We start from the raw sequence: 13,986 nt of genomic DNA, 5'->3' as shown, positions 1-13,986 counted from the left end.
CCAGCCTGCGGCTGCCACCTCCCCGTGCCGGGGAGGATTGGCGGCTTCCCGAATCAAGCCTCAGCCCCCATAGTCACAGGCATGTCGCATTCCGCCTTCGTGCCGCTCCGTATCTTCTCTTCCTACACGATGCTGGACGGCGCGATCGAACCCAAGGCGATCGCCAAGCGCGCCGCGGAACTGGGCTTCCCCGCCGCCGCGCTGACCGATCGCAACGGCCTGTATGCCGCGATGGCCTATTCCGACGCGTGCAAGGGATCGGGCGTGCAGCCGATCATCGGCACGATGCTGGGCGTGTGCCGGCCGGACATGCCCGAGGGCGTCGAGGCGCCGCTCGACTGGATCGCGCTCTATGCGCAGGACGAGCAGGGCTATGACAATCTGTGCGAACTGGTCAGCCAGGCGCATCTCGGCCGCCCGCTCGAACTGTCGCCGCATGTCAGCTTCGAGACGCTGGCCAAACATGCCGACGGGCTGATCGCGCTCACCGCCGGGCGCGAGGGCGGGTTGACGCGGCTGCTCGCCGAGGGGCAGCACGACCGCGCGGAGGCCTATGCCGACCGGCTCGAGCGGCTGTTCCCGGATCGGCTGTATATCGAGCTGACCCGCCGGCTCGACGAGATCGAGGGCCGCGCCGAAGCGCCGTTGCTCGATCTGGCCTATGCGCGCGGCCTGCCGCTGGTCGCGACCAACCCGTGCTGCTTTGCCGACGAGGATTTCAGCGAGGCGCACGATGCGCTCCTGTGCATCGCCAATTCGACCTATATCGCCAGCGACGATCGCCCGCGCAGCTCGCCCGACGCCTGGATGAAGCCGGCCAAGGACATGCGCGCCTTGTTCGACGATCTGCCCGAGGCAATTGCCAACACGCTGGTCGTGGCGCAGCGCTGCGCCGTGGCCGCGCCGTATCGCAAGCCGATCCTGCCGAGCCTGGCCGGCGACCGCGACGCCGAATCGATCGCGCTGCGTGCCGATGCGCATGCCGGGCTCACCGAACGGCTCAAGAAGGGGCTCGCGCCCGACACGAGCGAGGAGGATTACCGCAAGCGGCTCGATTTCGAGCTCGACGTGATCATCCAGATGGGTTTCCCCGGTTACTTCCTGATCGTCGCCGACTTCATCAAATGGGCCAAGGATCACGATATCCCGGTCGGGCCGGGCCGTGGTTCGGGCGCCGGCTCGGTGGTCGCCTGGGCGCTGACCATCACCGATCTCGATCCGATGAAACTGGGGCTGCTGTTCGAACGCTTCCTCAACCCGGAACGCGTGTCGATGCCGGATTTCGACATCGATTTCTGCGAAACGCGGCGCGAGGAAGTGATCCGCTACGTCCAGCAGAAATATGGCAGCGATCACGTCGCGCAGATCATCACCTTCGGGCGGTTGAAGGCGCGCGCCGTGCTCAAGGATACCGGCCGCGTGCTGCAGATGAGCTATGGCCAGATCGATCGCCTGGCCAAGCTCGTGCCCAGCCATCCGACCGATCCCTGGACGCTGGAGCGCACGCTGAACGGTGTCAGCGAGTTCAATCACGAATACAAGTCGGACAGCAATGTCCGCCACCTGATCGATCTGGCGATGAAGCTGGAAGGTCTGCCGCGGCACAGCTCGACCCACGCCGCCGGCGTGGTGATCGGCGACCGCCCGCTGGCACAACTGGTGCCGCTGTACCGCGATCCGCGCTCGGACATGCCCGTCACGCAGTTCGACATGAAATATGTCGAGGGCGCGGGGCTGGTGAAGTTCGATTTTCTCGGGCTGAAGACGCTGTCGGTGCTCAAGAAGGCGGTGCAATTGCTCGCCAAGCGCGGCATCACGCTCGATCTCGACGGGCTCGAATGGACCGACGAGAAGACCTTCAAGCTGATCCAGAGCGGCAACACCGTCGGCGTGTTCCAGATCGAGTCCGAGGGCATGCGGCGCACGCTGACCGCAGTGAAGCCGACCGTGTTCGAGGACATCATCGCGCTCAACGCTTTGTATCGCCCGGGCCCGATGGACAACATCCCTATGTTCGGTCGGCGCAAGAATGGCGACGAGCCGATCGAATATCCGCACCCGCTGCTGGAGGGCATCCTCAAGGAAACCTACGGCATCTTCGTGTACCAGGAACAGGTCATGCAGGCGGCGCAGATCCTCGCCGGCTACAGCCTGGGCGGCGCCGATCTGCTGCGCCGCGCGATGGGCAAGAAGATCAAGAAGGAGATGGACGACCAGCGCGCCACCTTCGTCGAGGGCTGCGCCGCGGCCAACAATATCGGCGCGGCCAAGGCCAACGAACTGTTCGACTTGATCGACAAGTTCGCCGGCTACGGCTTCAACAAGAGCCACTCGGCGGCCTATGCGCTGCTGACCTATCAGACCGCCTATCTCAAGGCGCATTACCCGCACGAATTCTTCGCCGCCTCGATGTGCTACGATTTGCATCTGACGGACAAATTGGCGATCTTCGCCGACGACATGCGCCGCCTGGACGTCGCCTGCCTGCCGCCGTGCGTCAACAATAGCGAGGCCGAGTTCAGCGTCGAGGCGACCGAGGACGGGTTCGCCGTGCGCTTCGCGCTCGCGGCGCTCAAGGGCGTCGGCGAAGGCGCGATGGAAAAGCTCGTGATCGAGCGCAAGCAGAACGGCTATTTCGCCAGCATCGACGATTTCGCCCGCCGCGTCGATCCGCGCCTGCTCAACAAGCGCCAGCTGGAAGGGCTGGCCGGTGCCGGCGCGTTCGACGGGATGAACGACAATCGCGCCGGTATCTTCGCCGTCGCCGAGACGTTGCTGGCGACCGCGGCGCGCACGCAGGAGGCCAAGATCAGCGGGCAGGGCGGGCTGTTCGGCGGTGACGAGGCGGCCGAGCCCGACATCAAGCTGCCGCTTTCCGCACGCTGGAACATGGCGCAGCGCATGGAGCAGGAGAAGGAAGCGTTCGGCTTCTATTTCTCGGCCCACCCGGTCGATCGCCACGCGCATCTCGCCAAGTCGCACGGCGTCCGCCAGTTCTCCGCGCTCTCCGATCTGCAGATCCCCGACGACGGCACGCGCGCCGGCGCGACGATGGCGGCGTTGGTCGAGGATGCGCGCTGGCGCACCTCGGCGCGCGGCAAACGCTATATGATGGCGACCCTGTCCGATCCCTCGGGCCAGTTCGTCGCGACCTGCTTCGACGACAATGTCGCCGCCGATCTCGAGGAAGCGGCGCGCAACGGCGGCTGCGGCGTGCTCACCGTCGAGCTCGATCGCCGCCCCGGCGAGGAGACGCCGCGCGTCAGCATCAAGCGGATCCAGCCGTTCGAGCAATTGGCCAGTCTGGCACGCTTCAACCTGGTGGCGGACGTGCACAGCATCGCTGCGATGCGCCAGCTGGGCGAGCTGCTTTCCACGCATCGCGGCGCGCGCGGCGAGGTGTGGGTCAATGCCTCATTGCCCGACGGTCGCGCCGCGCGATTGCTGCTGGGGCGCGATTTCCTGCTTGACGGCGAGCTCGCCGGGCAGATCGAGAGCCTGCAGGATGTCGACAACGTGGCGCTGAAGCCCGCCGAGACGCGGCTGGCGCTGGTCGGGTAACGCGGACGCAGGGCAGCGAGCGCGCGTCCACCACTGCCGTCATCCTGAACTCGATTCAGGATCCATCGTGCCTCAAAGGCGATCGTCCGTGGGGTGAGATGGATCCTGAATCGAGTTCAGGATGACGGTGAGTTGGGGGTGCCGCTCCATCACCGAAGCATTTCGTTACACACCCGGGATTGCCCCCGGCGGTGCCGTCCTTATGCTGCACGCCCATAACCGCACCATAGCGGAACAGGAGATGAGCGTGCTGGGTGGAATGCAGGATTTCGAACTACGCGTCCCCCGGCTGCTCGATCATGCCGCCCGCGAACATGCCCAGCGTGAGATCGTCAGCCGCTGGGCCGATGGCAGCGAAACCCGCAGCAACTGGGCGGGGATCGCGAACGATTCGAAGAAGCTCGCCCAGGCGCTCGAACGAATGGGCATCGCGCCCGGCGACCGCGTCGCCACGCTGGCGATGAACCATCACCGCCACCTGATCGCCTGGTACGGCACGATCGGCATGGGCGGCGTGGTCCACACGATCAACCCGCGGCTCTTCGACGAACAGCTCGTCTATATCGCCAACCATGCCGAAGACCGCGTTCTGATCTACGACAGGGCGTTCCAGCCGATCGTCGATCGCCTCAAGCCGCACTGGACCAGCATCGACCATTATATCTGCTTCGATGACGGCGCGTTCGAGGCGCTGCTCGATGCCGAGGACGGCGACTATGCCTGGGTCGAGGGCGGCGAGCGCGAACCGTGCATGCTCTGCTATACCAGCGGCACCACCGGCCATCCCAAGGGCGTGCTGTACACGCACCGCTCGACGCTGCTCCATGCGATGCATGCCGCCTCGCCCGCGGTGATGACGCTTGGCGCCAGCACGACGATCCTGCCGATCGTGCCGCTGTTTCACGCCGCCGCCTGGGGCCTGTGCTTCGCCGGGCCGCTCGCCGGCTGCAAAATGGTGTTCAGCCAGGTCAACGATGCCGCGGTGCTGTGCGGGCTGATGAACCGCGAACGCGTTACGCTGGCAAGCGGCGTGCCGACCGTGTGGCTGGCGCTGTTCCAGCATATCGACGCGACCGGCGAACGGCCGGAGACGGTCGAGCAGATCACCGTCGGCGGCTCCGCCGCGCCGCGCGCGATGATCGCCCGCTTCCTCGATATGGGCATCAAGGTCACGCATCTGTGGGGCATGACCGAGACGTCGCCGGTCGCCACCGCGGCGAGCCCGCCGCCCGGCTGGGAGAGCATGTCGCGCGACGAACAGCTCGACATGTTGCAGCGCCAGGGCAGCATCCCGTTCGGGATCGAATTGCGCGTGATCGACGACGAGGATCGCGAGCAGCCGCGCGACGGCGTCTCGTCGGGGCGGCTGCAGGTGCGCGGACCGTGGATCGTGCAGCGCTATTTCGGCGCCGCCGAGGATGCCGTCGATGCCGATAACTGGTTCGATACCGGCGACGTCGCGGTGCTCCATCCGGACGGCACGATGCAGATCACCGACCGCGCCAAGGACGTGATAAAGTCCGGCGGCGAATGGATCAGCTCGGTCGATCTCGAAAACGCCGCGATCGGCTGCCCGGGCGTGGCCGAAGCCGCCGCGATCGGCATCTACCATCCGAAATGGGACGAGCGCCCGCTGCTGCTCGTCGTGCGCAAGACCGACCATGCGGTGACGCCGCCCGAGATCATCGCGCATCTCGGCCAGCATGTCGCCAAATGGTGGTTGCCCGACGACATCCTGTTCGTCGACAGCCTGCCGCACACCGCGACCGGCAAGTTGCTGAAGACGGAATTGCGTCGCCTGTACAAGGATTACAAAGCGGGCGAAGGCTGACCCGCCCGGCAGATCGCGCGATCTGGCAATAGCACTAGAAAAACATCGGCTTAACACAGGTTGTTAAGGCGCGCGCGCTATCGCGACAGAATGACACTCAAGACGCCCTGTTCGGGATGTCGCGACGGCGCGTCGCTCGACTTCCACATCTCGATGGCGTTCCAGCCGATCGTCGACCTGAAGACGGGCCTACCCTGGGCCTATGAAGCGCTGGTGCGCGGGGCAGACGGCGCCTCGGCCGCCGCGGTGCTGGGACAGGTGACCGAGGACAACCGCTACGCGTTCGACCAGCGCTGCCGCGTCGCCGCGATCGAGCGCGCGGTTGCCGCCGGGATTGTCGAGACGGGCGCGCGGCTGTCGATCAACTTTCTGCCCAACGCGGTCTATTCGCCCGCCGCCTGCATCCAGCTGACGCTGCGCACCGCGCGGGCCACCGGCCTGCCGCTCGACCGGCTGATGTTCGAATTCACCGAGAACGAGCGGATGGACGATCCCGATCACGTGCGGACCATCATCGATTCCTATCGCGCGATGGGCTTCACCACCGCGATCGACGATTTCGGCGCGGGCCATGCCGGGCTCAATCTGCTCGCGCGCTTCCAGCCCGATGTGATCAAGCTCGACATGGAGCTGCTGCGGGGCATTGATGCCAGCCTGCCGCGACGGATGATCGTCGAGGCGGTGGTCGGCCTGTGCGCGCGGCTCGGCATCCGGGTAATCGCCGAGGGGATCGAGACGCCTGCCGAGCTCGATGCGGTGCGATCGCTCGGGGTGGACCTCGTCCAGGGCTATCTGCTCGCCACGCCGGCGTTCGAGCGCCTGCCGGCGATCGTCCTGCCCGATGACGGCGTTACCGCCCGCGCGGCGTGACGCGCTAGAACAGCTCGCCCTGCGGGCCGGCGGGCGGGCGAAACAGATCGCTGCGCACCGCCATCCGTGCGTCGCCGAACCCGGCCTTGCGGCACGCGATCCGGAAGCGGGTGCGCAGCAGTTCGGCCCATGGCCCCTGGCCCTGCATCCGCGTGTGGAAACCGGGATCATTGTCGCGCCCGCCGCGCAGATCACGGATCGTCGCCATCACCTTCCCCGCGCGATCGGGGAAATGCGTGTCGAGCCAGGCGCGGAACAGCGGCGCGACCTCGTGCGGCAGGCGCACCGGTATGAAGAAGGCCGATCGCGCGCCGGCCGCGGCGGCCTGCGCGACGATCGTTTCGAGCTCGTGATCGGTAATCCCCGGGATCACCGGCGCGATCGAGACATAGACGGGAATGCCCGCCGCGCTCAGCTTGCGCACCGCCGCCAGCCGCCGGGCAGGGGCCGGCGCACGCGGCTCCAGCGTCATCGCGATGCGCGGCTCAAGCGAGGTGATCGACAGGCAGACCGAAGCCAGCCCCTTGGCCGCCATCGGCGCCAGCAGATCGATATCGCGCGTCACCCGGTCCGACTTGGTCGTGATCGTGAGCGGATGATCGCATTCGGCGAGCACCGCGAGGCAGGCCCGCGTGATGCGCCAGTCCTGCTCGATCGGCTGATAGGGATCGGTATTCGTCCCGAACGCGATCGGCCGCGGCACATAGCCGGGTTTGGCCAGTTCGGCGCGCAGCAGATCGGCGGCATTGGGCTTGGCGAACAGCCGGCTTTCGAAATCCAGCCCGGGCGACAGATCGTGATAGGCATGGGTCGGCCGCGCGAAACAGTAGATGCAGCCATGTTCGCAGCCGCGATAGGGGTTGATCGAGCGATCGAACCCGATGTCGGGCGAGCTGTTGCGCGAGATGATCGTGCGCGCCGTTTCGACCGTCACGCTGGTGCGCAGCTTTGGCGCGGCACCGTCGAGATCGTCCCGCGCATCGAGCCAGTCGCCGTCCGCCTCGGTCTGCGGCAGGTTGAACCGCCGGCTTTCGTCGTTCAGCGTTGCACCGCGCACGGCTCGATCCTTGGCCATGGCAAGGGTGTATCACCTTTCCGGAACATAGCAAGAACACAGATCAGGGATTGGCAGCGGCCGCGGGCATGCGCAATATCGCCCCGGGGGACCCGCGCGACTCGCGCGGGGCAGGGGGAAAAGACGATGGTTCTGAAGGCTCTTACCGCCGCGGCGGTGATGATGATCGCGCCGCTGCCGGCGGCCGCGCAGAAGGAGGCCACGGTCGATATCGGCGACATCAAGACCGTCGCCGGGCTGATCATGCAGGCCGGCTATCGCGCCGAGATCAAGCAGAGCAAGAGCGGCGGCAGCTATATCGCCAGCGCCGCCAACGGCAGCGAATTCTCGGTCAATTTCTACGGCTGCAAGGCGGACACGGCGTGCGAATCGCTGGAATTCCAGTCCTGGTACAAGAAGCAGCCCTATTTCACGCCCGCGCTGACCAACGAATGGAACGCCAAGAAACGCTTCCTGAAGATCGCCGTCGATGGCGATGGCGACCTCGTCTACTACGTCTATGTCAGCGCGATCGGGCATACCACGTACAAGAATTTCGCCGATTATCTCGACTGGTTCACGACGATGGATGCCGATCTGGGCAAGTTCCTCGACGAGAAGAAGGCCGCCGCCGGTATCAAATAGCTGCCCCCCTCGCGGGACGCGGGAATCGCTCAGCGCTCCATCAGCCGCGGCATGAGCTCGACGAAGTTGCATGGTTTGAACCGGCTATCGAGCTGATGGACCAGGATCCCGTCCCAGCCGTCCTTCACCGCGCCGGTCGAGCCGGGCAGCGCGAAGATATAGGTGCCGCGCGTCACGCAGGCGCAGGCGCGCGACTGGATCGTCGAGGTGCCGATCGTCTGGAAGCTCAGCCAGCGGAACAGTTCGCCGAAGCCGGGGATCGCCTTGTCCTGGATCTGCTCGATCGCCTCGGGGGTCACGTCGCGGCCGGTGACGCCGGTGCCGCCGGTGGTGATCACGCAATCCACCTGATCGTCGTCGATCCAGCGGTGCAGCTTGGTGACGATCGCCGGCACGTCATCGGTGACGATGCTGCGGTCGGCCAGCACATGCCCCGCCGCGGTCAGCCGGTCGACCAGCGTCTGCCCCGATCGATCGTCCGCCAGCCGGCGGCTGTCGGAAATCGTCAGGACGGCAATACGGACCGGCTTGAACGTCGCGCTCTCGTCAATTGGCACTGAGGATCACACCCTTGGGCGCCGCGGTCAGCCGCACGCTGCTGGCACCCGCCATGCCGGGAAAGCGCGGCCACATGCCCTGCGCGAGGGCCGTGCGGCTCGGCGACACGGTCTTCCCGCTCTGGCTTTCGTACATCCAGTAATTGCGCAGCACCGTGCTGACATAGCCGCGCGTCTCCCAGTACGGGATCGATTCGATGTACAGCAGCGGATCGCCGCCGTCGCGCGACAGCGCGTTCCACAATTGCACCGGCGCCGGCCCGGCATTGTAGGCGGCGATCACCTTGGGCAGCAGCCCGCCGGTCAGCGGCAGATCGCGCAATTGCTCGAGATAGGACTGGCCGACCTCCATGTTGACCGAGGGGCGCGACAGCATCGTGCGATCGTACAGCCGGCCATGCTTGCGCGCGATATCGGTCGCTGCCGCCGGCATCACCTGCATCAGGCCGTACGCGCCCGCCGGGCTGACCACGTCGGTGCGGAAGCGCGATTCCTGCAGCGTGTGGGCATAGACCAGCGCCTTGTCGACGCGCCAGCCGCCGTCCGGCGTCCAGTTCGGCTGCGGATAGCGCGCCGCGACCGAGGTCGTCGCGCCGACCGGGCCGTTATACGACAGCCATACCGTCGTGCCGGGCAGGTTGAAGCTGTTCGACAGCCGCACCAGCGCAGGGAATTCCTGCGGGCTGCCGAGCTTGGCCTCCTGCTTGATCACTTCGTCGGCCAGCCGGTTCTCGCCGATCTCGACCAGCGCCGCGGCGACGCGGACGTTGGGGCGGCGACCGAGCATCTGCCAGTCGCTGGCGACATATTTGTCGGCCCGGGGCGTCACGTCGCGAATGTTGAGCGCCTGGCGCGAGAGCAGCCCGTAGAACGTCTCGCGATATTGCGCCGCGCTCTTCAGCCGCGCCTCGATCCGATCGGGGCGGGCACAGGCCATGTCGGCGCGCGCCGCCCAGTACAGGCCGGCCGAGCGCAATTCGATATCGCCGGCGCGCGCCGAAACGCGCTCGAACGCCTGGCCCGCGGCGGCGCAATCCTTCTGCCGCCACGCCGCCAGCGCACCGACCCAATCGCCCTGGATCGCCCAGTCGCCCGAGCCCTGCGCCGCCTTCGATGCCATCTCGCGCGCCGACCGGTCATTGCCCTGCAGGTAATAGATCCACGACACCTTCTGCTGCCACTCGGTCAGCGCCTCGGGGCTCAGCCCAGGAGTCGATTCGAGCAGCGCCTGCGCCGATGCGCCGTCGTCCGCCTTGACGAACGGCTGCATCTTGATCGCCAGTTCGGCGGCCGTCATGTCGCTCTTGATGCTTTTCGCGCGCAGCCGCACCGGCGCGCCGCCCAGCCAGGTGAGCCGGTTCGCTTCGGGCAGCGGCGGCAGGCCGACCCCGCCGCGCGACTTCGCCATTGCATAGATCTGCGTCGCCTGCGGCAGCTCGGGTGCCTCGGCGAGCAGCTTCATCAGCGGATCGAGTTCGGCCTTGGGCGAACCCTTGGCGGTGAGCATTTCCGCGCGCGCGATCGCGTGCAGCGGGCCGGGCTTCATCGAATCGAGCTGCACCTGCGCATCGAGCCAGCGCTGCTCGCGGATCGCCGCGAAGACGGTGCGATAGCCGTCGCGCTGCCCCGAATCGAGCTGATCCGGGATGCCGTCGGTGCGCGGCGCTTCATACGGTGCGAGTACGGGGGCGGGCACGGGCGCGGCCGTGCTGGCGAACGCCCCACCGAACGGTATCAACGCCATCACACCGGCCAGAAATACGTTTCTCACGATTCCAATCCCTCGATCAGCATCTGCAAGTCTTTCCATGCTTCGGCCTTGGCCGCCGGTTTCTCGAGCAGGAAGCGCGGGTGGAAACTCGCGACCGCCTCGATATCGACCGACACCGTGCCAGCTTTAAGGTTAAGCGGGTGTAAACTACCGCGCGATCGCATCGCATCCGCCCCGAGCAGTGCACGGCTCGGCGCATTGCCCATCAGCAGGACGCGTTTCGCCCCGGTCAGCGCGACGTGATGCTGCGCCAGTTCGTGCAGGCGCGCCTCCATTTCCGGCGCGACCCGGCCCGCCGCCGGGCGCGTGGTGCACACCGCGACGAGATAGATCGTCTCGCGCGTCCGCCCGATCGCCGCCAGCATGCGATCGAACAGCCGCCCGGCCGCGCCGCTCAGCAGCTGTCCGCTCTCGGCATCCTCACGTTCGGGCATGTCGATCAGGATCAGCAGGTCGGACGTGGGATCGCCCTGTGCGACGATCCCCTTGCCGTGCCACGTCGCCTCGGGCGCGTCGGCGCCGGCACGCCAGGCGGCAAATTCCGCCAGCGTGTCCGGCAACACCGTCGGCGGCGCGACGATTTTGACGGTGCCGGGCGTGGAGACAGGCGGGGCGGGGGGCGCCAGCCAGTTGCGCGGCAGCTCGTCGATCGTCGTGTCGACGCCGGCATCCTGCCACCAGTCGAGCGCGCTCGCCGCCGCTTGTTTCCAGTCGTAATTCTGATCGGCCCCCATATATCCCCATAGGCGGGATGTTGACGCGAAGGTCAATCTGCTGGCACCGCAAGTTGGACAGGACGTTGCAGCCGCGCGACAAGAGCGCCCGGGCACGATCGCTGATGGAGACGAAGAGTGAGCGAACGCGAATCCATGCCCTATGACGTCGTGATCGTCGGCGCGGGGCCTGCCGGCCTTTCCGCGGCGATCCGCCTCAAACAGGCAGCAGCGGCGAAAGAGGCGGACATTTCGGTCTGCGTGCTCGAAAAGGGCTCGGAAGTCGGCGCGCACATCCTGTCCGGCGCGGTGATCGATCCCAAATCGCTCGACGAACTGCTGCCCGACTGGCGCGAGGACGGCTGCCCGCTGGCCGAAGTGCCGGTGACCGACAACCAGCACTGGATCCTGACCAAGGGCAAGCAGTTCAGCATGCCGCACTTCGTCACGCCCGGCTTCATGCACAACAAGGGCACCTATACCGGCAGCCTCGGCAATCTGTGCCGCTGGCTCGCCGGCAAGGCCGAAGAGCTGGGCGTCGAAATTTTCCCCGGCTTTGCCGCGGCGGAAGTGCTGTTCAACGAGGACGGCTCGGTCAAGGGTGTCGCCACCGGCGACATGGGCGTGGCGCGCGACGGCACGCACAAGCCCGATTACACGCCGGGGCTCGAGCTCCACGCCAAATATACCTTCTTCAGCGAAGGCGTGCGCGGACATCTCTCCAAGGGGCTGATCCGCCAGTTCGCGCTCGACCAGGATAGCGAGCCGCAGGTCTACGGCCTCGGCATCAAGGAATTGTGGGACATCGATCCCGAGCTGCATGTGCCCGGCCGCGTCATCCACACGCAGGGCTGGCCGCTCAGCGAAACCGGCTCGAACGGCGGCGGCTGGATCTATCACCAGGCCAATGGCCAGGTGTCGCTCGGCTTCGTCACCTGGCTCAATTATTCCAACCCCTATCTCTCGCCGTTCCACGAGATGCAGCGCTGGAAGACGCACCCGCAGATCGCCGCCTTGCTCAAGGGCGCCAAGCGCGTCAGCTATGGCGCGCGCGCGATCAGCGACGGCGGGCTGCAGGCGATCCCCAAGCTCGTCTTCCCGGGCGGCGCACTGATCGGCGACAGCGCCGGCTTCCTCAACGTGCCGCGCATCAAGGGCACGCACACGGCGATGAAATCCGGCATGATGGCGGCCGAGGCGGCGGTCGAGGCGGTGCTCTCGCAGCGCCAGCATGACGAGCTCGCCGCTTACCCGGCGGCGTTCGAGCAGAGCTGGGTCAAGAAGGAGCTGTCGATCGTCCGCAACGTGCTGCCGCTGGTCGAGAAGTTCGGCGATCTGATCGGCAGTGGCCTCGCCGGCATCAACATGTGGCTGGAAAGCTTCGGCATCAAGATGCCCTTCACGATGAAGCACCATCCGGATCACAAGAGCCTGTGGCGCAAGGACATGGTCAGGAAGATCGACTATCCCAAGCCCGATGGCGTGCTGACCTTCGATCGCCTGTCCTCGGTGTTCATCTCCAACACCAATCACGAGGAGGACCAGCCGGTCCACCTGACGCTCAAGGACCCCAACATCCCGGTCGAATACGACCTGCCGATGTATGACGAACCGGCGCAGCGTTACTGCCCGGCCGGGGTCTACGAGATTGTCGGCGAGGAAGAGGGCAATCCGAAGTTCGTGATCAACGCGCAGAACTGCGTCCACTGCAAGACCTGCGACATCAAGGATCCGACGCAGAACATCAACTGGGTGGTGCCGGAGGGCGGCGGCGGTCCGAACTATCCGAATATGTGAGGCGTGCCGGGCCAGACGCAGCGACGCTGCGTCGCGCCGCAAGGCACGCCCGGCCGGCGGCGCTCCAAGCGCCGGCCGACGACGCGGCTTTGCCGCGGCGCGATTCTGAACCCTTGCAGCCTTCCCCGGCGAACGCCGGGGCCCAGTTGAGAAGGTTGAAGTAACGGTGCGCAGCGCCAGCCAATTGCCGTTCCACGACTGGGCCCCGGCTTTCGCCGGGGAAGCGCCAGGGAGTGATAGTCGATGATCCGCGAACCCGCCCCCGCGAAAATCAATCTCGCGCTGCACGTTCGCCGGCGCCGCGCGGACGGCTATCACGAGCTCGAGACGCTGTTCGCCTTCCTGCGGCATGGCGACGAAATTCGCCTCCAGCCCGGCCCAGCCAGCTTCACCATCGACGGCCCGTTCGCCGCAGGGCTCGACCCGAGCGCCGACAATCTCGTCACAAGCGCCGCCAGCATCTTCGCCCAACGCTTTGCGATCGAACAAGATTACGCGATCACCCTGACCAAGAACCTGCCCATCGCCTCGGGCATCGGCGGTGGCTCGGCGGACGCGGCGGCGACGCTCCGCGCGCTTGCCCGGCTCCATGACATTCCGCTGGAGGATGCCACGCTGTTCGCCTGCGCCGATACGCTCGGCTCGGACGTGCCCGCCTGCCTCTATGGCCGCAACGCGCTCGGCACGGGCCGGGGGGAGCAACTCGAGCCGCTGGATGGCCTGACGGACATCCCCGTACTGCTGGTCAACCCGAACGTGGCGCTGTCCACCGCCACCGTGTTCCAGCGCTGGGACGGCATCGACCGCGGCGCGATCCCCGACGGGGCGATGCTCGACCGCGCGCGGGCCGGGCGCAATGATCTCGAACCGCCCGCGCGGTTTCTCGCGCCCGCGATCGGCGCGGTGCTCGACCGGCTCGAGGCGGGCGATCCGCTGCTCGCGCGCATGTCCGGCTCCGGCGCCACCTGCTTCGCGCTCTACGACAGCGTCGACGCCCGAAGCGCCGCCGCAGCACAGATTCGCGCCGCTCAACCCGACTGGTGGTGTCTCGAATCGACACTCGCGTAACGCTCGACCGGCCCGTTCTGGGACGGCCGACCCGTCACGGGATTCGAGAATCGCACAAAACCGCCATTGGCCCGCTCCTTGCTGATATGAGGGCGAACGGATCCGGCGCCCTGCGCAGC

10 protein-coding genes are annotated in these 13,986 nt (G+C 66.7%); 6 read left to right on the top strand and 4 right to left on the bottom strand.

What is annotated here, in order from left to right; genetic code table 11:
* Positions 1 to 81 precede the first annotated feature (81 nt).
* The 3 genes from dnaE to NV401_RS09345 all read left to right on the top strand — a co-directional run bounded on the left by dnaE (position 82) and on the right by NV401_RS09345 (position 6,262).
* Positions 82 to 3,561, top strand: coding sequence for a DNA polymerase III subunit alpha (gene dnaE / locus NV401_RS09355; RefSeq protein WP_261294150.1), 3,480 nt, complete (start codon positions 82 to 84; stop codon positions 3,559 to 3,561).
* A 241-nt stretch (positions 3,562 to 3,802) separates the two neighbouring features.
* On the top strand, positions 3,803 to 5,392 hold the full coding sequence (locus NV401_RS09350) for a long-chain fatty acid--CoA ligase (RefSeq protein WP_261294149.1): 1,590 nt from the start codon (positions 3,803 to 3,805) through the stop codon (positions 5,390 to 5,392).
* Between the two features lie 90 nt (positions 5,393 to 5,482).
* A complete protein-coding gene (locus tag NV401_RS09345; RefSeq protein ID WP_449325410.1) occupies positions 5,483 to 6,262 on the top strand; it encodes an EAL domain-containing protein in 780 nt (259 codons plus the stop codon).
* Between the two features lie 4 nt (positions 6,263 to 6,266).
* On the opposite strand, the gene NV401_RS09340 is transcribed toward NV401_RS09345, so the two are convergent.
* Positions 6,267 to 7,337 carry a PA0069 family radical SAM protein gene (locus NV401_RS09340; RefSeq protein WP_261294148.1) on the bottom strand — a complete coding sequence of 357 codons (1,071 nt, stop codon included), beginning with the start codon at positions 7,335 to 7,337 and terminating at the stop codon, positions 6,267 to 6,269.
* A 126-nt stretch (positions 7,338 to 7,463) separates the two neighbouring features.
* Between NV401_RS09340 and NV401_RS09335 the strand changes: the two genes are divergently transcribed.
* Positions 7,464 to 7,961: a YbjN domain-containing protein gene (locus NV401_RS09335; RefSeq protein WP_261294147.1), complete on the top strand. Its 498-nt coding sequence runs from the start codon at positions 7,464 to 7,466 to the stop codon at positions 7,959 to 7,961.
* 29 nt (positions 7,962 to 7,990) lie between these two features.
* Here NV401_RS09335 and moaB read toward each other — a convergent pair whose 3' ends face one another.
* Genes moaB through NV401_RS09320 form a run of 3 tightly spaced genes read right to left on the bottom strand, consistent with a single transcriptional unit; the run spans position 7,991 to position 11,023 of the window.
* Positions 7,991 to 8,518: a molybdenum cofactor biosynthesis protein B gene (moaB, locus tag NV401_RS09330; RefSeq protein WP_261294146.1), complete on the bottom strand. Its 528-nt coding sequence runs from the start codon at positions 8,516 to 8,518 to the stop codon at positions 7,991 to 7,993.
* On the bottom strand, positions 8,508 to 10,262 hold the full coding sequence (locus tag NV401_RS09325) for a lytic transglycosylase domain-containing protein (protein ID WP_261294325.1): 1,755 nt from the start codon (positions 10,260 to 10,262) through the stop codon (positions 8,508 to 8,510). Before NV401_RS09325 ends, moaB begins: the two co-directional genes overlap by 11 nt.
* Before the next feature lie 23 nt (positions 10,263 to 10,285).
* Positions 10,286 to 11,023 (bottom strand): uracil-DNA glycosylase, encoded by a 738-nt coding sequence (locus NV401_RS09320; RefSeq protein WP_261294145.1) that lies wholly within the window; start codon positions 11,021 to 11,023, stop codon positions 10,286 to 10,288.
* Between the two features lie 117 nt (positions 11,024 to 11,140).
* Here NV401_RS09320 and NV401_RS09315 point away from each other — a divergent pair, with 117 nt between their 5' ends.
* Together NV401_RS09315 and NV401_RS09310 are read left to right on the top strand one after the other, a co-directional pair.
* The gene (locus NV401_RS09315; protein WP_261294144.1) at positions 11,141 to 12,799 is read left to right on the top strand and encodes an electron transfer flavoprotein-ubiquinone oxidoreductase; all 1,659 of its coding nucleotides are present in this window, start codon (positions 11,141 to 11,143) and stop codon (positions 12,797 to 12,799) included.
* Between the two features lie 243 nt (positions 12,800 to 13,042).
* Positions 13,043 to 13,867, top strand: coding sequence for a 4-(cytidine 5'-diphospho)-2-C-methyl-D-erythritol kinase (locus NV401_RS09310; RefSeq protein WP_261294143.1), 825 nt, complete (start codon positions 13,043 to 13,045; stop codon positions 13,865 to 13,867).
* Positions 13,868 to 13,986: the final 119 nt, after the last annotated feature.

Origin of the sequence: Sphingomonas hylomeconis, from assembly GCF_025370105.1 — a bacterium.
Lineage (GTDB): Bacteria > Pseudomonadota > Alphaproteobacteria > Sphingomonadales > Sphingomonadaceae > Sphingomonas > Sphingomonas hylomeconis.
Note: the sequence above shows the minus strand (reverse complement) of the source record. Positions and strands in the feature narration are given on the sequence as shown.

Coding starts and splice junctions, on each gene's coding strand:
- dnaE (WP_261294150.1), top strand. CDS start 82: ATGTCGCATTCCGCCTTCGTGCCGCTCCGTATCTTCTCTTCCTACACG.
- NV401_RS09350 (WP_261294149.1), top strand. CDS start 3,803: ATGAGCGTGCTGGGTGGAATGCAGGATTTCGAACTACGCGTCCCCCGG.
- NV401_RS09345 (WP_449325410.1), top strand. CDS start 5,483: ATGACACTCAAGACGCCCTGTTCGGGATGTCGCGACGGCGCGTCGCTC.
- NV401_RS09340 (WP_261294148.1), bottom strand. CDS start 7,337: ATGGCCAAGGATCGAGCCGTGCGCGGTGCAACGCTGAACGACGAAAGC.
- NV401_RS09335 (WP_261294147.1), top strand. CDS start 7,464: ATGGTTCTGAAGGCTCTTACCGCCGCGGCGGTGATGATGATCGCGCCG.
- NV401_RS09325 (WP_261294325.1), bottom strand. CDS start 10,262: ATGGCGTTGATACCGTTCGGTGGGGCGTTCGCCAGCACGGCCGCGCCC.
- NV401_RS09320 (WP_261294145.1), bottom strand. CDS start 11,023: ATGGGGGCCGATCAGAATTACGACTGGAAACAAGCGGCGGCGAGCGCG.
- NV401_RS09310 (WP_261294143.1), top strand. CDS start 13,043: ATGATCCGCGAACCCGCCCCCGCGAAAATCAATCTCGCGCTGCACGTT.